The following is a 19,141-nucleotide window of genomic DNA, read 5'->3' on the forward strand; positions in this document are numbered from 1 at the left end:
ATCAGGACCTTAAGTAGCATTGAGTCAACTACTTCAAGTCCATCCATCCGTCTGACAATGGAGTCCATCTGGAACTACGCGGGCAACACCCTCATCAACCAGCACTCCGATATCAATAAAACCCACGATATCCTGCAGGATGAAAGCAAGTGCGAGATGATTGTGGTCATCGATAACTTCATGACGTCGTCAGCGAAGTATGCCGATATCGTGTTGCCGGACCTGATGACCGTCGAGCAGGAAGACATCATTCCAAACGATTATGCGGGCAACATGGGCTACCTGATATTCCTTCAGCCCGTGACCGCGCCGAAGTTTGAACGCAAGCCCATCTACTGGATCATGAGCGAAGTGGCGAAACGCCTCGGGCCGGATATCCACCAGAAATTCACCGAAGGACGGACGCAGGAACAGTGGCTGCAGTATCTGTATGCCAAAATGCTCGAAAAAGATCCCAAACTGCCGTCCTATGACGAGCTGAAAAAAAGGGGCATTTACAAGCGCAAAGATCCGAACGGCCATTTTGTGGCCTATAAAAAATTCCGTGAAAACCCGGAAGCCAATCCGCTGAAAACGCCATCGGGGAAGATTGAAATTTACTCCAGCAAGCTGGCGGAGATTGCGGCCACCTGGGAACTGGAAAAAGATGAGACCATCAGCCCGCTGCCCGTCTACGCGTCAACCTTCGACGGCTGGGACGCGCCCGAGCGCGCGCGGTTCCCGCTGCAGCTGTTTGGCTTCCACTTTAAGGCCCGTACCCACTCGAGCTACGGTAATGTAGATGTCCTGAAAGCCGCCTGCCGCCAGGAGGTCTGCCTTAATCCCGTCGATGCCGAAAAACGCGGCATTAAGAACGGCGATACGGTGCGCGTCTTTAACGACCGCGGCGAGGTACGAATTGAAGCGAAAGTGACGCCGCGCATCATGCCCGGCGTCAGCGCCATGGGCCAGGGGGCCTGGCACGACGCCAATATGAGTGGCGATCGTGTCGACCACGGCTCATGCATCAACACCCTGACCACGCACCGCCCGTCACCGCTGGCCAAAGGCAACCCGCAGCACACCAATCTGGTAGAGATCGAGAAGGTGTAACGGGTGAATGGCGTGACCGTGGTTTATTCTACGGTTTGTATTATCGGTTAACTCAGTCGCGCGGACACACTCCGCGCGAGCAAGGAAGATGTAATGAAAGATGTCTCACATCGTGAATCGTTCGCGTTCAGCGCCCGGGTGCTGGGTGCGCTGTTTTATTTCGCGCCAGACAGCGAGCAGGCCGCGCCGCTGGTGCAGGCCCTCACTGCGGGCGAATGGGTTCAGGACTGGCCTCTGCCTTCGGAAACGCTGCGACCCGTAGCCGACACCTTTGCCGCGTCTGCCGATGAGCCGCTGAGGGACGCCTGGCAACGGCTGTTTATTGGCCCTTACGCCCTGCCCGCGCCACCGTGGGGCTCCGTCTGGCTTGACCGCGAATCCGTGCTGTTTGGCGACTCGACCCTCGCGCTGCGCCAGTGGATGCGGGAGAACGCTATCGCGTTTGAGATGCAGCAGAATGAACCGGAAGACCACTTCGGGACTTTGCTGCTGCTGGCGGCATGGCTGGCCGAGAACGGCCGCGAGGCGGAGTGCGCTCAGCTTCTGGCGTGGCACCTGCTGCCGTGGAGCACCCGCTTCCTGACGGTGTTTGTCGAGAACGCCAACCATCCGTTTTATACCGCGCTGGGTAAGCTTGCGCAGCTGACGCTCGCGGACTGGCGATCCGGGCTCCTTATTCCGGTTGCGGAAAAGACGCTGTATCGCTAAGGGGTGTGGCTTGCTCGCGGGTAGCGAGCAAGCTACGGTCAAAAGAGGAAGCTTAAAAAATTTAACTCGAAACAGGAGGCATATTGAATTTAATAATATAAAATAGCTTTTCCTAGTAAGGTCAACACTTTCGTTTGATACATACAAAACAAAACCATGACTAAAAATTATTCTTTCGAAGATAAACGCAAGAAATTACTTGTTACAGCCGTGATATTCAGCGTTTTAGGTGGATGGCTCTGGTATATGTCATGGGCATCTGGCATCTCCCATAATACTATATTAAAAAAATCCGTCCCTGAATGGATGACATATATTTCACTTGGCGTTTTGATTGGAACAATTTTTGTTATGCGCGCTTTTTACCTGCGCACTTTTAACAAAACATTAGAATATATTGCCAGTGCTTTTTTTAGCGGCTTTTGCCTTGGGTTTGTATTGAGCTTAAATGGTTATGATATTTATGTCTATCTCTTCCCGGACAAAATAATTGGCTATGAATCTGAATATGAGGTTGTCTTTCCGGGGCCTTCGAGAGGTAAGCATGGCCATTGTGAAGCGGGTCTCTGGTTAAAAGATCAGAACACCAACAGATGGATTCAGCTTTGTACAAACAAAGAATATCTGCACAGCCACCGTAAGCAGGGAATGACTGGGGTGTGGGTAACGGCCCGTGTGAATAATATTGGAAGTTACATTGTGAGTTATGAGTTTATTTATTTGTAGGCACGACCCTATCTATTTTTGTTCCGGTGAAAATGAATGGTACTCAAGGTCCGCTCCTTGCTTATAGCCGTCAGCCTGATACGTCGCACCAGAGATTGCGCATTCACAGCGGAGAAACCGGCTACGGGCAGGGTCATCTCAAAATCGAATCAGGGTAAATTTCATTCATACCCCCACATTTAGTGGTGGATACGTGACGACTGTTCCTCTATTCTGCTTTTTCAGCGAGCAAGTCGGAGTCATTTTTAGTGGATAATCCCATACTTCAGAAAACCATCATTATCTTTATTCTCATCCTGTGGGTAATTGTGAGTGTTCCCTGCCTGCCAGTAGCATTTGCTACAAGCCTTTCACCACTATTTGGTTATGTATCACTGACTGATTCCCCCTCACTCGCACTCTCTTTGCTTTGAATGAACCGAAGTGCCAGGTAGAGGTCTGGCGCCAGAATCATGTCATCATCATTCATTGTTGGCCGACTGTCTTTAAACCAGCGTGTTAACTCCGTTTTCCTGCCCGCAAGAATTAATTTAATCTGTCGACCTTTCAGGTCACGCTTTAACTCATTAATGGTTGCCAGGACACTGATGTCTGAATAGGTGAAGCAGGCAACGGCATCAATGACCACCCATTTAGGTTTTATGGCTGCCCCATCAACCAGGTTCAATACCCGACGTTTAAAATAAGCCACATTAGAATAGGTCAACGGTGAGTTAAATCGATACATCAGCACGCCCGGGACCATTTTAATATCGGTTGTATTCCCTAACGAGTGAATCATTCCCTCTTCGTCAGTGCCCAGCAGGTGCTCAGAGGGGCGAAATACCGTACGAAGGAACTGCAACAGGCCAAGCAACACTGCAAGGCCGATCCCCTGGATAACGCCGATAATTAACACACAGCCAAACGTGAAGAAGGCCAGGCGAAAGGCCTGTTTATTTCTGCGCCTCAGGTTCCATAGCCCACGCAAATCGATTAATGACCACGATGCATACATTAGAACAATCCCTAACGCAGATACCGGAATGAATTGTAATGGATGAGTGAAAAATACTACGACGATACCGATGATCAAGGCGGCGACCACGGAAACCAGCTGACTTTTCCCCCCAACCGAATCATTCACCGCGGTCCGGGAATCGGCTCCGCTGATAGCAAACCCCTGAGATAACCCCGACATAATGTTCGCAATACCCAAAGCCCGGAACTCTGCATCCGCATTAATTTCGTAGCCATTTTTTGCGGCGAAACTGCGGGCGGTCAGCATCAGACTGACAAAACTGACCAACGCCAGGTTCAGCGCCGGGATCACCAAATCACGCATCGGCCCCGGCTGGAACGCCCCCCAGTGAACGATGGGTAAACCAGGCTGGAAGCCTTCTCCCCCAATCGTGGCAATGCCGTACTGTTGCGCAGAGGTCACCCATACCAGTGCCGTTGTTATCACAATGGCGATTAAAGGTGCTGGCCACTGGCTGCGATACGTTTTGATCACCATTAAAATAATTAACGTAAAAAGGGATATTCCTACGGTTAATAAATGGCTATCTGAAAGTCGACCTGGCAAGGCGATTATTTTTTCAATAACCTGCGCTTCATCAAGCTTAATCCCCAACACCTTGCCTAATTGCCCGACGATAATCGTCACGGCTACGCCATTAAGTAAACCGGTAAGAATGGGATGAGAAAGCAGATCGGCGAGCGCGCCCAGCCGAAATTTACTGGCAAGCAAACACCACCCGCCCATCATCAATGTCATGATGATCGTCAGCTGCCAGTGCAGTTCGGGGTTTCCTGCAGAAAGCGGAAATACGACGGCCGCAATCACCGCGCAGGTTGTGGCATCAGGGCCCACAATAAGCTGGCGTGAAGAGCCAAACAGTGCGTAAGCTATCATCGGTAAAACGCAGGAATAGAGCCCTACAATTGCCCCCACCCCCGCCAGCTCAGCGTAAGCAATCGCAACAGGTAGCGCGACAGCCGCAACGGATAACCCCGCTTTAACATCATGTTTTAGCCAGCTTTTATCGTAGGCTAACAAATTTTGTAAACCTGGCATGTAGTTTAACAACAGTTTTCCGAACACATTATTCTCCGGACAGGGATATTACTCGCGTCATGTTGGCACATTTCTTAGTGAGGTTCTGGTTTTCAAATGCTCCGGACGGAGGCCGACACTGTTGCGAATCTAATAAAACGTTAACTCTTTTATTATTCTGACTGATGCTAAACGTAGTTCAGATACTGCGGCTTAACCGGGGTTGGCCGTGCCGGATGCCGTGATGAAAGCAAGTGATGGAATAAATACAATGGTCATTATCAGTAAGTCTCGTTAATCGCTAATGTTGAATCATTTTGGCATAGATAGCAGGTTGTTACACACCCTGAGATTGAGACAGTCCATCACTCTTCCCGTCACCCAGTAGTACCGCTCCGCCATCTTAACCGGAGCGGCTTATATACGTCGTTATCACATGCTCAAAAACTGTATGTCACCTTCAAACTCCCCGTCGGCGACGTTTTTCGATGCACAATCGGGCTATCGCCCGCATCCCCCGTCAGCTGCGTCACGCCCGCTGAGGCAAGCACGCTCCAGCGCGAGGTGAGCTTGTGGGTCCAGTCAAGGTTCATCGACCAGGCATAAATCCCGGCCCCGGCGTCATGTCGGGCAAAGCCCGATGCGGCCGACTGGGCGGCGTTGACCCCGTAATACGTCTGCATATACTTGTCGGATCCCCAACTGCCGGTCAGCGCCAGCGTCACCGCATTTGTTGGTGAGGTATAGAGCGGGCTGCTCAAGCCGAAATGCACTGCCTCTCCGTTGTCTCTCTCAGACACCGGAACCTCAGCCTGCAGCTGCAGATTCAGCCAGTCGGTCACCTTGTACCCCAGCCCGGGTACCACGATAGCCGAGCCTTTAATCTCACCCATCCCCCGCAGCTCGTCGCTGCCGGAGCTGATGGAATCGCTGCTCACGTCTTTATCTTTACGGCCCGTTCGATAGCTCAGCGCTGCGCTGTAATCCAGGTTGCCAACATTGTTACCATAACCGATCCCTCGCGTGGTGCCGATAAAGAAGCCATTTGCCATGGAATAATCCACTACCTGAGCCGCTGAGACGCGGGTTTTCTCTGAACCCGAGTAGCGCGGCCCCACATCCACGCCGCCTCCCAGGGTTAAGACGTTACCCTGGCGCTGTTCTTCCGCCAGTACAGGCGTAGCCAGTAACGCCAGAACGACGCCCGGCACGAGGGTTTTCAGGCAACGGCCCGAAAGTAAATGAGGGAACGTATGACGCAGTTCAATATTTCTCATTAAGGAAGTCCTTATGGATGCAAATGATGACGATGCAGGCGGTTAAACGCCGGAACGCCCATTTTGAAGCGTGACCCTAAGGTTCTTATGAGCCGAAAATGAAGAAACACTGAAGCGCGGGCAGGTGCTGTCATCCGGACAGATTTCCTGCTACCGTTTTTTTCTTAAGTTATTCTTCATTCACGGTTGATACCGTTACCAATGTGAAAATTCTACTTATCGAAGACGACCTGGATCTCGGCAATGGCGTACGTATCGCCCTCTCAGATCAAGGGTTTGACGTCATATGGGTTCGCCGTAAAGAGGATGCGCTGCATCAGCTTGACGTCTGCGTGCCGGAACTTATTTTGCTCGACCTGGGGCTACCCGACGGCGATGGCATGAGCCTGATGACGCGTTTGCGCCAGCAGCTCAAGGGGATCCCCGTCATCATCCTGACGGCGCGAGGGACATTGCAGGATCGCCTGTGCGGGCTGGATGCCGGCGCGGACGACTATCTCGTCAAACCCTTTATTCTCGCCGAGCTGCTGGCGAGAGTGCGAGCCCTTGCACGGCGCAGCTACGGTTTTGAAAATGAGGCGATAGAAATTCGCGGGCTCTCTCTTCATGTCCCGACGCGTCGCGTGACGGTGAGTGCCCGCCATATCGATTTGACGGCCAGTGAATACGCGCTGCTGGAAACGTTGATGCTGCGCGCGGACCGCGTGCTGACACGGCGGTTTCTGGAGGAAAGGATATTCGGCAACAAAGAGAACCTCAGCAACGCGCTCGACGTGCATATGGGAAATTTGCGGCGGAAAATCGGCGACGGCTATGTGCGAACGGTCCGGGGCGTCGGGTACGTCATTGATACCGTCTCCATTCAAAAGGTGAGCGGTTAATGCAAAACGTCTGGTATCACCTGAGGCGCCCGACGCTGGTACGGCGAATTATCATCGCCCAGATGCTGCTGCTTACCCTGCTGTGGTGTCTTTTTCTAACCTTCATTCTGTGGGAGGACCTGCGCAGCCCTCCCATCCTTACGGGCAGTAAAACGTACGAAACCGTTTTTACCCTGGTTGAGCGTATGGACGGACGTCCGCAGGATCGTACCGCCGTGCTGGAAGCCTTTAGCCAGGCCCTGCGGGAAGGTTACGGCGGAGGGGAAGATCCCGTGCTGTCGATTAACCTCATCGTTCGCAAAAATAATACCGTTATTTTTGCCTCCGACGGTGCGCCCGCGGGGATAACAAACACCCGGTTCGGCGAACTGGAGCATGTTCAGAGTGGAGATCGTACCTGGACCAGCCGCACCCTCAAATCCCCGCACTCCGACGTGGAGGTCACCCTCTTCACGCCAGCCAGCGGCTGGAACTTCTTTATCTATCTGAACTCACGCGGGTACTACATCCTGCCGCTGCTGGTCTGCTTCCCGTTTCTGCTGTTTCCCGCGTGGCTCTCAATCCGCATTGCGATGCGTCCATGGAATAAGGTGGTCAATGAAATTACGTTACGCACGCCGGACGACCTCTCCCCTTTAAGAGCCGTACCGAAGCACCGGGAGCTTCGCCAGATGGTGGACGCGATCAACGACTTCCTTGCCAGGGTGCGTGAAAGCGCGGAAAGGGAGCGGATTTTCATCGCGGATGCCGCGCACGAGCTGCGTACCCCCCTCGCGGCGATGCGCATCAACGTGGAGGCGCTGCAGTCCTGGGTCATTAGCGAGAGCCAGAAGGAGCTGCTTGCGGGCGTGATTCGCAGCAACAGCCGCGCCGCGCGCCTCGTCAATCAGCTGCTGCTGATGATGCACAGTGAATCGCGCATTGATACGGCTATGGAACCCGTGCCGCTGACAACGCTTATTCAGGAACGAATGGCCGAGCTGGAACCGCTAGCGTCTGCGCGCAAAATTGAGCTGGAATTCTTTGCCGATGATGACGTCTGGATCCACGGCGTCAGGGAACGCCTGGTGTCGCTGATTGATAATCTCATTGAGAACGCCGTGAAGTACAGCCCCGAGGGCGGGAGGATTCAGGTCGACGTGAGCGCCTGCGATCGCGTCGTTCAGCTGCGCGTCTCCGATGCGGGCCCGGGTATTCCGCCTGAACTGCGCGAGCGCGTGTTCGACCGCTTTTTCCGCGATCCCAATCAGGTGCAGAGCGGCAGCGGGCTGGGGCTTGCCATCGTCAAAGCGGTGGCGCAGCAGCACAACAGCAGCGTAAACCTGAGTACGTCCTCGGAAGGCGGCCTCCTGGTGACGGTTGACTTCCCGAACCGCACGTTTAGCTAAAGCAGAACAGGGGGTTTGATCGCAAATGCCGCAGATTGCTTCAAAATAATTACCGTATTTGTTATATTGTTGTTTATTGCTTATTCACCTCTGCGGTGCCAAAAAGAACAAGATTCACCGCAACCCAGGACAGAGAAATGTTAGATTACCGCTTCCCGACAGCTTTGCAGATGGTTCTCAGCGTAGCGATGGCGGAGCAATTGGGTGAACGTTCGACGAGCGCGATTCTGGCCTACGGCCTGGAAGCGAACCCGAGCTTCATCCGCAAATTGATGGTTCCGCTGACGCGAGACGGCATTATCGTCTCAACGCTTGGCCGTAACGGCTCCATTCATCTTGGTCGCCCGCCGGAAGAGATCACCCTGCGCGACATCTACCTTTCGGTCATCGAAGATAAAAAACTGTGGGCGTCGCGCCCTGACGTACCGGCCCGCTGCGTGGTCAGCGCTAACGCCTGCTGGTACTTTAAATCGATTTCCGAAGAGGCCGAGCAGGCGTCGTTAGCGGTGCTGGAGCGCCATACCGTGGCTAGCGCCCTGGAAGCGGTGAAAAACGCCGACAGCAGCGGATGGGATCCGCTCCCCGACCTCATTGCCCAGTATCAAAAAACGTCATAACGTTTTCCTGATGCAACAAAACCGCCTTCTCTGTGAAGGCGGTTTTTTATTATCAGCAACGTCCCTACGCGGGCAGCACGTCCCTTTCCTCTTTTTTGCCGCGCGTGACGAACTTACGCAGCGTCACGTAGAACACCGGCGTCAGGAACAGACCAAACAGCGTCACCCCCAGCATACCGGAGAATACCGTGATCCCGGTGACGCCGCGTACTTCCGCACCCGCGCCGTGGCCGAGGATCAGCGGAATGGTCCCGGCAATAAAGGCGATGGAGGTCATCACAATCGGGCGTAAACGCAGGCGGCACGCCTCCAGCGCGGCCTCCATGATGCCTTTACCCTGAATTTCCAGCTCGCGGGCAAACTCCACGATAAGAATGGCGTTTTTACAGGCCAGCCCCATCAGCACCACCAGCCCCACCTGCACGAAGACGTTGTTATCGCCCCCGGTCAGCCAGACGCCAAACAGCGCGGAGAGCATCGTCATCGGCACGATGAGGATCACCGCCAGCGGCAGCGTCCAGCTTTCATACAGCGCCGCCAGGACCAGGAACGCCAGCAGGACCGCGACCGGGAAGACGATCAGCGCCGTGTTGCCCTGGGTGGCCTGTTGGAAGCTCAGATCCGTCCATTCAATGTTCATCCCGTTCGGCAGGATCTGCTTAGACATCGCGTCCAGCTGCGTCATCGCCTGCGCTGATGAGAGCACGCGCGGGTCGGCATCGCCAATCAGGTCCGCCGCCGGGTAGCCGTTGTAACGGATCACCGGATCCGGCCCGTAGGTGGTCGTGATGTTCACCATACTGCCAATCGGCACCATTTCGCCCTGGCTGTTACGGGTGCGCAGATTCGCAATATCTTCCACGCTGTCGCGGAACTGCCCGTCGGCCTGCGCCATCACGCGCCAGGTACGCCCGAACTGGTTGAAATCATTGACGTACGACGAGCCCAGATAGGTTTGCAGCGTCCCGAAAAGATCGGTCAGCGACACGCCCTGCGCTTTCGCCTTGTCGCGGTCAACCTGGACGTCCAGCTGCGGCACGTTAGCCTGGTAGGTTGAGATCGGGAAATGCATCCCCGGCGTCTGCATGATTGCACCGGACATGGTGTTCACCGCGTTTTGCAGCGCGCCATAGCCCAGACCACCGCGATCCTGAATGTACAGGGAATAGCCCGACCCCTGACCCAGCCCTAAAATCGGCGGCGGCAGAATGGAGAAGCCAAAGCCCTGCTGGATTTGCGCGATTTTCGCGTTAATTTCCGCGTTAATTTCCGCAGCGGAATGTTTACGCTGGTCGAACGGCTTCAGGCCAAAGAAGACCGTTCCGGTATTCGGCGTATTGGTGAACTGCAGCGCGTTCAGCCCCGGAAACGCGACCGCATAATCCACGCCTTCGGTATTCATCCCGATTTCGCTCATTTTGCGGATCACCGCATCGGTGCGGGCCAGCGAGGAGCCTTCCGGCATTTTCACGCCGCCAATCAGGTACAGCTTGTCCTGCGTGGGAATAAACCCGCCGGGTACCGCTTTAAACATGACGCCTGCGGCACAAAGCAGCAGCAGGTAAACCACGAATACCGCGCCGCGCCGTCCCAGCGTTTTGCCCACCAGCCCCTGATAGCCGTTTGAGCTGCGGAGGAAAAAGCGGTTAAACGGACGGAAAATCCAGCCGAACAGACGGTCGATAAGCCGGGTCGGGAAATCTTTCGGCGCGCCGTGGGGCTTTAACAGCAGTGCCGCCAGCGCCGGAGAGAGCGTCAGCGAGTTAATCGCTGAAATCACCGTCGATATCGCGATCGTCACCGCAAACTGCTTGTAGAACTGACCGGTAACGCCCGACAGAAACGCCATCGGCACAAACACCGCGCACAGCACCAGCGCAATCGCGATAATCGGCCCGGACACTTCACGCATCGCCTGGTGCGCGGCCGCAAGCGGCGCAAGCCCCTCTTCGATATTTCGCTCGACGTTTTCCACCACCACGATGGCGTCGTCCACCACGATACCGATGGCGAGCACCAAGCCGAACAGGCTGAGGGTATTCAGCGAGAAGCCCAGCAGGTAGAGAATGCTGAAAGTACCCACCACCGACACCGGCACCGCGATCAGCGGAATGATCGACGCGCGCCAGGTTTGCAGGAACAGAATGACCACCAGCACGACCAGCACCACGGCTTCCAGCAGCGTCTGCACCACCGCACGGATCGAATCACGCACAAAGACCGTCGGATCGTAAGGTGCCGCCCACTTCATGTCTGCCGGGAAGCGCGTGGACAGTTCGTCCATTTTCGCGCGCACCGCGTTAGACAGATCGATGGCGTTCGCCCCCGGCGACTGGAAGATACCAATCCCGACCGCGTCTTTATTGTTCAGCTGGGAACGCAGCGCATAGCTCCCGGAGCCCATTTCAATCCGCGCCACGTCGCGCAGGCGGACGACCGTACCGTCCTGCGTTGTTTTCAGGACAATATTGCCAAACTCTTCTTCGGTATGCAGGCGGCCCTGGGCGTTAATGGAGATCAGGAAGTCGCTCTCTTTAGGCAGCGGCTCGGCGCCAAGCTGACCGGCGGAGACCTGTACGTTTTGCTCCTGCATCGCCGTGACCACGTCCGAGGCGGTCAGCCCGCGCGCCGCCACTTTATTAGGGTCCAGCCAGACGCGCATCGCGTACTCGCCGGAGCCGAAAATCTGGATCTGGCCGACGCCGGGCAGGCGCGCCAGCTCATCCTTCACCTTCAGCGTGGCGTAGTTGCGCATATACAGCGAATCGTACTTACCGTTTGGCGAAAACAGATGCACCACCAGCGTCAGCGTGGGCGACTGCTTCTGGGTGGTAATGCCCAGACGCCGCACGTCCTCCGGCAGACGCGCTTCGGCCTGCGCGACGCGGTTCTGCACCTGAACCTGCGCCTGATCCGGGTCAGTCCCCGGACGGAAGGTCACGGTGGTCACCAGCACGCCGTCCGAGCCCGCGACGGATTTCATGTACATCATGTTCTCAACGCCGTTGATCGCCTCTTCCAGCGGCGTCGCCACGGTCTCGGCAATCACTTTCGGGTTGGCGCCCGGGTACTCGGCGCGCACCTGCACGCTTGGCGGCACGACGTCAGGGTATTCGCTCACCGGCAGCAGCGGGATGGCGATTAACCCTGTGATAAAAATCAGAATCGACAGGACGGCAGCAAAGATCGGCCTGTCGATGAAAAAGCGGGAAAAGTCCATGGGTTGGATTCTCAGGTCAAGGGATCAGTTGAGGGCGGCGCTGGCGGTCATGGCAACGGTTTTGGCGTTAACCGGCATACCCGGCATAAACACTTTCTGTAAACCCTCGACGATGACTTTGTCGCCAGGGTTCAGCCCCTGCCGCACAATGCGTAAACCGTCTGCCAGACGACCCGGCGTAATGTCGCGACGCTGCGCTTTCCCCTCTTTATCGACGATATAGACGTATTTACGATCCTGATCGGTCAGCACCGCCTTGTCGTCGATAAGCGTGGCTTTGAACTCCGCGCTGCCCGGCAGGCGTACGCGGGCAAACAGTCCCGGCGTAAACTGACGCTGTGAGTTATCCAGCAGCGCGCGCATGCGGATGGTCCCGGTACTCGGCGTGAGCTGGTTATCCAGGAAATCCACTTTGCCCTGATGGGGATAGCCCTCCTCGCCCGTCAGGCCAATCTCAACCGGCAACGCCGTGTGATTGCTGGACGCCCCCTGCCCGCTGCGGGCCAGGTTTTGATAGTGAAGGTAGGTTGACTCGTCCACGTCAAAGTAGACGTACACCGTCTTCTGCGAGACCAGCGTGGTGAGGACGCTGGCGGTATCGCCCGCAGTCACCAGGTTCCCGCTGGTGATCAGCGCCCGGCTGGCGCGACCATCGATAGGCGCGGTCACTTTGGTGAAGTCCAGGTTGAGCTGGGCTGCGTCAACCGCCGCCTGCGCGGCGCGAATGTCGGCCTGCGCCTGAACGGCAGCCGAGCGGCGCTGCTCCCACTCTTCCCGTGAGACCAGATGGGTATTGATCAGCTTATCGGTACGGTTAGCCTCACTTTGCGCCAGGCTGGCCTGCGTTTTAGCTCTCGCCAGGTTCGCCTGCGCCTGTTCCAGCGCGGCGCGATAGGTACGGTCATCAATGGTGAACAGCACCTCGCCCTTTTTCACTTCCTGGCCGTCGGTGTAATTCACCTTATCAATGTAGCCAGACACGCGCGGGCGCAGCTGAACGCTCTCCACCGCTTCAATCCGGCCGTTAAAGCTATCCCACTGGCTAATCGATTTCACCACCACGTCAGCGGCACTCACGGCAGGCGCAGGTGGCGCGGCATTTTGCGCGACGCTGTTATCGCATCCGACGAGCAGCACGGAGAGCAACATGGCCCCCAGCGCGCTCAGATGAGAATTACCCCAGGTTTTTTGCAGGCTCATTATTTTTATTCCGATAATTGTCGCCACCGGGCAAGACGCAGCAGGAGGCACCGCGCCACTTCCTTTGTCCGGGGGCTGTCTTAAGGCCATTTGTGTCGTTCATCGCCACAAAACTGTAACAGTTGCGAATACACTATTCGCGGCGATTGTAGGAAGGCGCTTAACTAAGTGCAAGAATAATTGTTGCACTTTATGTGCTATTTGAGTGGATGTGAAAAGACCCGTTTCGGTCAGGGATTTAAATGCAACAATAAAACTTGCAATTACTGCAAAAACGCGCCACCTTTAAATGCAACAGACAAAGATACTTTTTCATCCGCTGCGTGGGGGTAACCAGATGAACACTGGCGCATTTATGCATGATTTACTCGACTGGATCGACAACAACCTGGACAGCCGCCTGGACATTGAGACCGTCGCCAGGCGTTCCGGCTACTCAAAATGGCACCTCCAGCGCCTGTTCAAAGAGCATACGGGCTATCCCCTCGCCGGGTATATTCGCGCGCAAAAGCTGCAAAAATCGGTTGAGCGGTTATCCCACAGCGATGAACCGATTCTGAACGTGGCGATCGCGCTGGGCTTTGACTCCCAGCAGTCCTTCAACCGCAGCTTTAAGCGTCAGTATGGTCAGGCGCCTGGGGCATGGCGACGCAGTATGGGTGGCCCGGAAACACAGCAGCTTCGCCAGTAATGCATATTTTGCTGCAACGTCGATTTGTTGCTGTTATACTGTATATAAATACAGTATAACGAGGTGCACGATGGCTGTCGAAACAAAATTTGTTGTCGTAAGAAAAGGTGAAGAGAAAATGACATTTGCCAGTAAGAAAGAGGCTGACGCTCACGACAAGCTGCTCGATATGGCCGACGCGTTCACCGACTGGCTGTTGCAAAGCGGAATGCAGATGGATGAAACGCAGGCTGAAAATCTTGGCCTGTATCTCGCCGAGCAGAAAGAGACCGTGCAGCATATTCTGCGTACCAGCAAGCTTCCCGATCTCACTGCTGCTGCTGATAAAACAGAATCCGATGCGGCTGACACGAAAAAAATCAGGGCTGTGAAAGCGGCCTGATTGTCAGAAAACGTTATTAACGATCCTGTAGCCGTAAACAGACTTCTGCTTGCGGCTTTTTTTATCCTGAACATGAAAAGAGTAAAGGAAATGGCGTGCGGCAAGGAATGAAGGAAAAGATCATCAGGATCTGTGATGCAAAAATCGCAGCTAAGGGAAGCGATGTTGGGCTTTCGTTTTATGCTTTTTTTGCTAATAAAAATGACGATCCGGAACTGCTTATGGAAGTGGCGCACTGGTGGATTATGGAGATGAAGCTGGACCATTTTGAAAAGGCTGAAAAGATCAGAAAGCTCGTTTCTGCGATGTAACGCTGTAAAGCGAGATGCCGGTAACATTGCGGGATTGGATTGCTCTGCCCGTCGCATAACTGCTATGAGACCACTTTGCCAATCGTCGCTGCGTGCGTAACGCCTGGGTGCATAGAGGCGACGTTTAACGTCCTGCTCTCATCAGTAAAACCAGAAATGGGATACCCATCCTGAATAACAGGACGCTCTCCGACAGAGCACTGGATGAGAGCATCTGATCCTGCGCCCGTGTGCCCGCTTCTTACCGCGCGTTGTGCTGCCTCCCCCGTGTCTCTGACGTTACGTTGCCGCTAGTAGGGTAATTTTGTTACTGGTGAGGTCCGCTTTGTGCCAGGAGCGGAAGTTGTTAACATTCCTATACAAAGGGAGAACTGTCAGGTGAACACTTCAAACCAAACTCTTAGCCACGTAATAATTTAAAACCAAACAATAAAATGGGAAGATATACAATTGGAGGCGTATTTTTTAATTTTACATGTCTGCTGTTCATAAAGCCCTGATGGAAATTTACTATGAATGATAAGGATGAGGTCATGAGAGAGAAAACAAAGGTTTTTTTGCTATCGTTAGGAGTTGTCGCGACTGGGCTGCTGCTTCTGGAGTTCAAGCATGTTTTTATCGCATTTTCAGTTTTGTTCATCTACAACTTATATAAGCTATATCCAGAAAGATATATGCTGAAAAAAATAATAAAAAGCACAGTTTCTATTAAGTTTTATAATGTTGTGATATGGTTTATTTCATATATATTGACGCTAAAAATGCTTAGTGTGATTTATGGTGTCGATGAGGAGTATTTGAAATATTCCCCTGCCGTTGTTGCTATCCCTATTTCTGTTTGTATTCTGTACTTCTTCTTGGTGCTTGTCGCCGGCATATCCAGTGCAGTAGGCATGATTACTGGTAACGTTGTTGGCTTCCTCCCCGAACGGGCAAAAGTTTATTATGAGCAATCAATCTTTGTCAGGTTTGTTACCATACTTCAATCTCTGGTGATTGTTGTAGCAATACCGTTCTTACTTGCCGCTATATCTTCAGGTTATATCGCAAAGATAGCTATCTTGTCGGATGCGTCATTTATATCTGATTGTGGAGTAAAGCAATGGGGAGTGATGTATCTAAGAAGAAACAACAATGAATGCTATAGGTTTACTTTAAATAGAAGTGTGTTTAGTGAACAGCCAGTGATTGTGAATTCAAAAAAATAGAAAGGTGAGTTTCCCAGTCTTGGCTTTTACAGTTAAATCACGAGCAATAGAGTTGCGGGATAAATATATACGGTCCAACCAGATTCAGATACTAAAAAGTGATTCTACTCATCTTATTGCACATCATGAATCGCCACGGCTTCGGCAGCCAGCTTGCGCTCCTCGCTCTTAGCAGACCTAACATTACCTCCCACACAACGCCACCAACCACAAAACCTGGTAGCTATACAAACACGCCAGACTGTTAAGTTAATACGCTTTCCCCCTCTCTGAGAAAATACGCATGACCCCACACCCGCTACGCCAGATAATCGAATCCTGCGATCGCGCCATCACCACCAAAAACTATGACGCGCTGATGAAACACTACGCCGAAGATGCAGCTCTGGTGGTCAAGCCCGGAATGGTTGTTAAAGGCAAAGACAACATCCGCAGCGCGTTTGTTGCCATCTCGGATTATTTCCAGGACCAATTGATTGTGGAACAAGGAGAGATGCAGGTGATCCAAGGCGGTGACAATGCCCTCGTTATCATGGAAACCGTTCTGCGTTTTCCTGATGGTCAGGGTGGAAAAACGGAAATGTCGCGCCGCGCGACCTATGTTTTTCGGCAGGAAAGCGACGGTCGCTGGCTTTGTACTATCGACAACTCCTACGGCACGTCGCTTCTGGATACCGGGAACCGATCGCGTTAATCACACTTTCAAAGGGGCGCTGCCGCCCCTCCACGCCAGCCCCTTAATGCGCAGTAATGCGCGGCTCCTTCACAAACTCAGCCAGCAGCCACACCATATCGTGCAGCAGGCCTGTCAGCTCCTTCACTACGTGAGCGGGCAGCGTTCCCCCCATAACGGCTTGCGTCAGCGCCAGAACATAGTCCACCTGCGTTAAGGTGTCCTGCCAGCAGTCGGGCACGCAGGAGTTGGTTTTCTCACCCATGATCAACTGTTCAATCAGGTATGGCGGAAGATCGGCATCGCAGAGTGCGCGCAGCCTGCGCAGAGCCTCAAGGAGACGCTCGCACAGCGCAGTACGGCTCTCGACATCATCGGTTTCGACCAGTACGCTCACCAGCGCGGCGCAGTTGTCGGCGACGTCAAAGAGATCGGCATCGGCCGGAAGCGGTCGGGAGATAAGTTGCAGAATGACGTTTTCGTCAGATGGAAGATAAGTCAGGGTTGGGATAGTAGCCATCGTAAGGCATCCTCAGTGTATAAATTGGGTGAACCACCCGATGAGTTCCTACGCTCGAGGGGGTAGCGCTGACAGAGGTAGGAATACCGCCCACAGAGAAAACGGCCAGCCTTGCGGCTGCTCCGTCAGCGCCACCACAATTTTAACGAGATCGGCGCTGTCGCGACATATAAATATCGCTCTGTAGATGCGGGTTCCTACGCCCGATTGCGGATGTGCCGCAACGCAGGCACTTTACGACCGCGCCCCGTAGAGGAAAAGACATAACGCTGAATTTCATAAGGTTACTTTGCGGTTTGCGAGGCGCCTTCCAGAAACGTTCACCGGGGCCAGTCAGAGCACGACCCACCAAATTTTGCCCCAACCTCACCCGTGCAACTGGTGTATTGTTTTTAAACAATAACATCCTCTAAAGGACACCTGCGCAATGATCACCATCCTCGGCAAAACCACCTCCATCAACGTTCGTAAAGTGCTCTGGACCTGCGAAGAAGCGGGCATAGCCTATCAGCAGGAAGATTACGGCAGCGGTTTTGCCTCGACGGAAACGAATGCCTTTCGCGCCCTGAACCCCAACGCCATGGTGCCGGTGCTGATTGACGGTGATTTCGTGCTGTGGGAGTCCAATTCCATCTGCCGTTATCTGGCGCGCAAGACCGAACGTCACGATCTGCTGCCCGCAGAACCGCAGGCCTGCGCCAACGTTGAGCGCTGGATGGACTGGCAGGCCACTGAATTTAACAACGCCTGGCGCTATGTCTTCCCGGCGCTGGGGCGTAAAAACCCGGACTTTAACGACCCTGAGCGCATTGCGGCGGGAATCAAAGAGTGGAACCACTGCGTCACCATTCTGGAAAACCAGCTGCAGCGCACCGGGTCCTTTGCGGCGGGCGAAACGTTTACCCTCGCGGACGTGGTGCTTGGGCTGTCGGTGAATCGCTGGAAAATGACGCCGTTTGATAAGCCAGACGTCCCCGCCATTGAGGCCTGGTTCGAGCGACTCAACCAGCGTCCGGCATTTTTGCGTCACGGCAATAACGGCATGATATAAAACTTAATGCCTGAATGAATACCGCAACGAGGCTGTTTTATTTAATTACGAAACCCTGATTGTCGTCAGAGGGAATAATAATTAAGCCATATCCTGGACAGCCCGTTGCACCGCTTTGCTAGCCTGAATAGTCAGGCAAAGCTCAACCCGGAGGTATTCTTGCTGATTAAACTCAAGAAAGAACGAACGCACCAGGAGGATCGCCAGCTTGCTCTCTGGCTGGCGACCTCAGCAGGTTTGCTGAACGCCATCGCCCTCGGGGCATTTGGTTTTTTCCCCTCACAAATGACCGGCAACACCTCACAGTTATCCAGCGAAGTTTCTTCTACCGATCTGAGCGATATGATTTTCTTCGGCTCGATAATTCTCTCTTTTGTGGCTGGCGCCATTATTGCGCGCACGATCGTCATATGGGGAATTATCCATAACGTCAGGCTGGTTTTTTGCCAGATCCTTTTTGTCGAGGGGATATTACTGACCGGCGTTTCCTTCTACGAAATGTATTTCCATGCGCTCACCAGCAATCGCGAGATTATTCTTTTTCTCTGCTTTCTGATGGGCATTCATAATTCCACCTCCACGCAGCTTTCCGGCGGACGGGTAAGATCGACGCACATTACCGGCACGCTAACGGACGCGGGGATTTCCCTGGCCTCCGTCATGGTGGCGATGCTGCGCAGGGATTACTCCAAAGATACGGCGGCGCAAAAAAGCCAGCTAAAAACCCACTTAACCACCCTGTTTTCGTTCATTACGGGCGGTATTGCGGGGCTGCTGCTGTTCAGATGGATTGGCTTCAACGCTATGCTGGCGCTGGGCGTGATGCTCGCGGTTGTCGCCACCGTCTCAATTATCACCGTCTCGTCGCGGGTTCGACGGGTTCGCGCCCCTCTATGAAGGTAATGACCTGTAATCGGCATAAAAGCCCTTTAGATGTGACACTGTCACATCTAAAGATTCGCTTTAGGACTATTCTGCCCGCCCCACAATCAGGCCTTATGCCATAAGGCCTGACCTCAGGTTGCCACTAGTTTCATAGGGTTACTGATTTTCCCCCTTCGCTGGAACCCTTCCCAAACGCTTGCTATAGGTCAATTACCCCTGCCGAAACATGGCATAACAACAGGCAACCGGTGGTTGCTATAACGCATGCGCACA

General features: G+C 53.8%; 17 protein-coding genes and 1 pseudogene. 13 read left to right on the forward strand and 5 right to left on the reverse strand.

What is annotated here, in order from left to right; all coding sequences use genetic code 11:
* Window positions 1-66 precede the first annotated feature (66 nt).
* From ACHH0Z_RS14800 to ACHH0Z_RS14810, 3 genes and pseudogenes are all read left to right on the forward strand, one after another.
* Window positions 67-1,092 (forward strand): annotated as a pseudogene (locus ACHH0Z_RS14800) (molybdopterin dinucleotide binding domain-containing protein); the annotation flags it as partial.
* Between the two features lie 93 nt (window positions 1,093-1,185).
* A complete protein-coding gene (gene dmsD / locus ACHH0Z_RS14805) occupies window positions 1,186-1,800 on the forward strand; it encodes a Tat proofreading chaperone DmsD (protein WP_045408320.1) in 615 nt (204 codons plus the stop codon).
* A 156-nt stretch (window positions 1,801-1,956) separates the two neighbouring features.
* Window positions 1,957-2,526 (forward strand): hypothetical protein, encoded by a 570-nt coding sequence (locus ACHH0Z_RS14810; RefSeq protein WP_045408318.1) that lies wholly within the window; start codon window positions 1,957-1,959, stop codon window positions 2,524-2,526.
* Between the two features lie 364 nt (window positions 2,527-2,890).
* On the opposite strand, the gene ACHH0Z_RS14815 is transcribed toward ACHH0Z_RS14810, so the two are convergent.
* A complete protein-coding gene (locus tag ACHH0Z_RS14815; RefSeq protein ID WP_395149542.1) occupies window positions 2,891-4,612 on the reverse strand; it encodes a SulP family inorganic anion transporter in 1,722 nt (573 codons plus the stop codon).
* A gap of 392 nt (window positions 4,613-5,004) precedes the next feature.
* A complete protein-coding gene (locus tag ACHH0Z_RS14820) occupies window positions 5,005-5,841 on the reverse strand; it encodes a MipA/OmpV family protein (protein WP_045408313.1) in 837 nt (278 codons plus the stop codon).
* A 203-nt stretch (window positions 5,842-6,044) separates the two neighbouring features.
* Between ACHH0Z_RS14820 and ACHH0Z_RS14825 the strand changes: the two genes are divergently transcribed.
* The 3 genes from ACHH0Z_RS14825 (at window position 6,045) to ACHH0Z_RS14835 (ending at window position 8,727) form a co-directional block, all read left to right on the forward strand.
* A complete protein-coding gene (locus tag ACHH0Z_RS14825; protein ID WP_021241213.1) occupies window positions 6,045-6,722 on the forward strand; it encodes a response regulator transcription factor in 678 nt (225 codons plus the stop codon).
* Window positions 6,722-8,110, forward strand: a complete 1,389-nt coding sequence (locus ACHH0Z_RS14830; RefSeq protein ID WP_045408310.1) for a HAMP domain-containing sensor histidine kinase — start codon at window positions 6,722-6,724, stop codon at window positions 8,108-8,110. The genes ACHH0Z_RS14825 and ACHH0Z_RS14830 overlap by 1 nt, the downstream gene beginning before the upstream one ends.
* Window positions 8,111-8,247: 137 nt before the next feature.
* A complete protein-coding gene (locus ACHH0Z_RS14835; RefSeq protein ID WP_008502426.1) occupies window positions 8,248-8,727 on the forward strand; it encodes an Rrf2 family transcriptional regulator in 480 nt (159 codons plus the stop codon).
* A gap of 64 nt (window positions 8,728-8,791) precedes the next feature.
* Here ACHH0Z_RS14835 and oqxB read toward each other — a convergent pair whose 3' ends face one another.
* Both oqxB and ACHH0Z_RS14845 read right to left on the reverse strand, forming a co-directional pair.
* Window positions 8,792-11,947 (reverse strand): multidrug efflux RND transporter permease subunit OqxB, encoded by a 3,156-nt coding sequence (gene oqxB, locus ACHH0Z_RS14840; protein ID WP_021241210.1) that lies wholly within the window; start codon window positions 11,945-11,947, stop codon window positions 8,792-8,794.
* A gap of 24 nt (window positions 11,948-11,971) precedes the next feature.
* A complete protein-coding gene (locus tag ACHH0Z_RS14845; RefSeq protein WP_021241209.1) occupies window positions 11,972-13,147 on the reverse strand; it encodes an efflux RND transporter periplasmic adaptor subunit in 1,176 nt (391 codons plus the stop codon).
* Between the two features lie 337 nt (window positions 13,148-13,484).
* On the opposite strand from ACHH0Z_RS14845, the gene ACHH0Z_RS14850 reads away from it, so the two are divergent.
* The 5 genes from ACHH0Z_RS14850 to ACHH0Z_RS14870 all read left to right on the forward strand — a co-directional run bounded on the left by ACHH0Z_RS14850 (window position 13,485) and on the right by ACHH0Z_RS14870 (window position 16,433).
* Window positions 13,485-13,838 carry a helix-turn-helix domain-containing protein gene (locus tag ACHH0Z_RS14850; protein WP_025911432.1) on the forward strand — a complete coding sequence of 118 codons (354 nt, stop codon included), beginning with the start codon at window positions 13,485-13,487 and terminating at the stop codon, window positions 13,836-13,838.
* 70 nt (window positions 13,839-13,908) lie between these two features.
* On the forward strand, window positions 13,909-14,220 hold the full coding sequence (locus ACHH0Z_RS14855; RefSeq protein ID WP_023292565.1) for a YebG family protein: 312 nt from the start codon (window positions 13,909-13,911) through the stop codon (window positions 14,218-14,220).
* Between the two features lie 95 nt (window positions 14,221-14,315).
* The gene (locus ACHH0Z_RS14860) at window positions 14,316-14,531 is read left to right on the forward strand and encodes a DUF6500 family protein (protein ID WP_045408304.1); all 216 of its coding nucleotides are present in this window, start codon (window positions 14,316-14,318) and stop codon (window positions 14,529-14,531) included.
* Between the two features lie 512 nt (window positions 14,532-15,043).
* Window positions 15,044-15,739, forward strand: a complete 696-nt coding sequence (locus ACHH0Z_RS14865) for a hypothetical protein (RefSeq protein ID WP_045408301.1) — start codon at window positions 15,044-15,046, stop codon at window positions 15,737-15,739.
* A 283-nt stretch (window positions 15,740-16,022) separates the two neighbouring features.
* Window positions 16,023-16,433 carry an SgcJ/EcaC family oxidoreductase gene (locus tag ACHH0Z_RS14870; protein WP_045408298.1) on the forward strand — a complete coding sequence of 137 codons (411 nt, stop codon included), beginning with the start codon at window positions 16,023-16,025 and terminating at the stop codon, window positions 16,431-16,433.
* Between the two features lie 43 nt (window positions 16,434-16,476).
* Here ACHH0Z_RS14870 and ACHH0Z_RS14875 read toward each other — a convergent pair whose 3' ends face one another.
* Window positions 16,477-16,932 (reverse strand): hypothetical protein, encoded by a 456-nt coding sequence (locus ACHH0Z_RS14875; RefSeq protein ID WP_045408296.1) that lies wholly within the window; start codon window positions 16,930-16,932, stop codon window positions 16,477-16,479.
* A gap of 427 nt (window positions 16,933-17,359) precedes the next feature.
* Between ACHH0Z_RS14875 and ACHH0Z_RS14880 the strand changes: the two genes are divergently transcribed.
* On the forward strand, window positions 17,360-17,983 hold the full coding sequence (locus ACHH0Z_RS14880; RefSeq protein WP_045408293.1) for a glutathione S-transferase family protein: 624 nt from the start codon (window positions 17,360-17,362) through the stop codon (window positions 17,981-17,983).
* Window positions 17,984-18,142: 159 nt separating this feature from the next.
* Complete coding sequence (locus ACHH0Z_RS14885) at window positions 18,143-18,880, forward strand: YoaK family protein (protein ID WP_045408290.1); 738 nt, start codon at window positions 18,143-18,145, stop codon at window positions 18,878-18,880.
* Window positions 18,881-19,141 lie beyond the last annotated feature (261 nt).

It is taken from the genome of Enterobacter cloacae complex sp. 2024EL-00227, assembly GCF_043945315.1.
In the GTDB taxonomy this organism is placed as follows: Bacteria; Pseudomonadota; Gammaproteobacteria; order Enterobacterales; family Enterobacteriaceae; genus Enterobacter; species Enterobacter roggenkampii.

Coding starts and splice junctions, on each gene's coding strand:
- dmsD (WP_045408320.1), top strand. CDS start 1,186: ATGAAAGATGTCTCACATCGTGAATCGTTCGCGTTCAGCGCCCGGGTG.
- ACHH0Z_RS14810 (WP_045408318.1), top strand. CDS start 1,957: ATGACTAAAAATTATTCTTTCGAAGATAAACGCAAGAAATTACTTGTT.
- ACHH0Z_RS14820 (WP_045408313.1), bottom strand. CDS start 5,841: ATGAGAAATATTGAACTGCGTCATACGTTCCCTCATTTACTTTCGGGC.
- ACHH0Z_RS14830 (WP_045408310.1), top strand. CDS start 6,722: ATGCAAAACGTCTGGTATCACCTGAGGCGCCCGACGCTGGTACGGCGA.
- ACHH0Z_RS14835 (WP_008502426.1), top strand. CDS start 8,248: ATGTTAGATTACCGCTTCCCGACAGCTTTGCAGATGGTTCTCAGCGTA.
- oqxB (WP_021241210.1), bottom strand. CDS start 11,947: ATGGACTTTTCCCGCTTTTTCATCGACAGGCCGATCTTTGCTGCCGTC.
- ACHH0Z_RS14845 (WP_021241209.1), bottom strand. CDS start 13,147: ATGAGCCTGCAAAAAACCTGGGGTAATTCTCATCTGAGCGCGCTGGGG.
- ACHH0Z_RS14850 (WP_025911432.1), top strand. CDS start 13,485: ATGAACACTGGCGCATTTATGCATGATTTACTCGACTGGATCGACAAC.
- ACHH0Z_RS14855 (WP_023292565.1), top strand. CDS start 13,909: ATGGCTGTCGAAACAAAATTTGTTGTCGTAAGAAAAGGTGAAGAGAAA.
- ACHH0Z_RS14865 (WP_045408301.1), top strand. CDS start 15,044: ATGAATGATAAGGATGAGGTCATGAGAGAGAAAACAAAGGTTTTTTTG.
- ACHH0Z_RS14870 (WP_045408298.1), top strand. CDS start 16,023: ATGACCCCACACCCGCTACGCCAGATAATCGAATCCTGCGATCGCGCC.
- ACHH0Z_RS14875 (WP_045408296.1), bottom strand. CDS start 16,932: ATGGCTACTATCCCAACCCTGACTTATCTTCCATCTGACGAAAACGTC.
- ACHH0Z_RS14880 (WP_045408293.1), top strand. CDS start 17,360: ATGATCACCATCCTCGGCAAAACCACCTCCATCAACGTTCGTAAAGTG.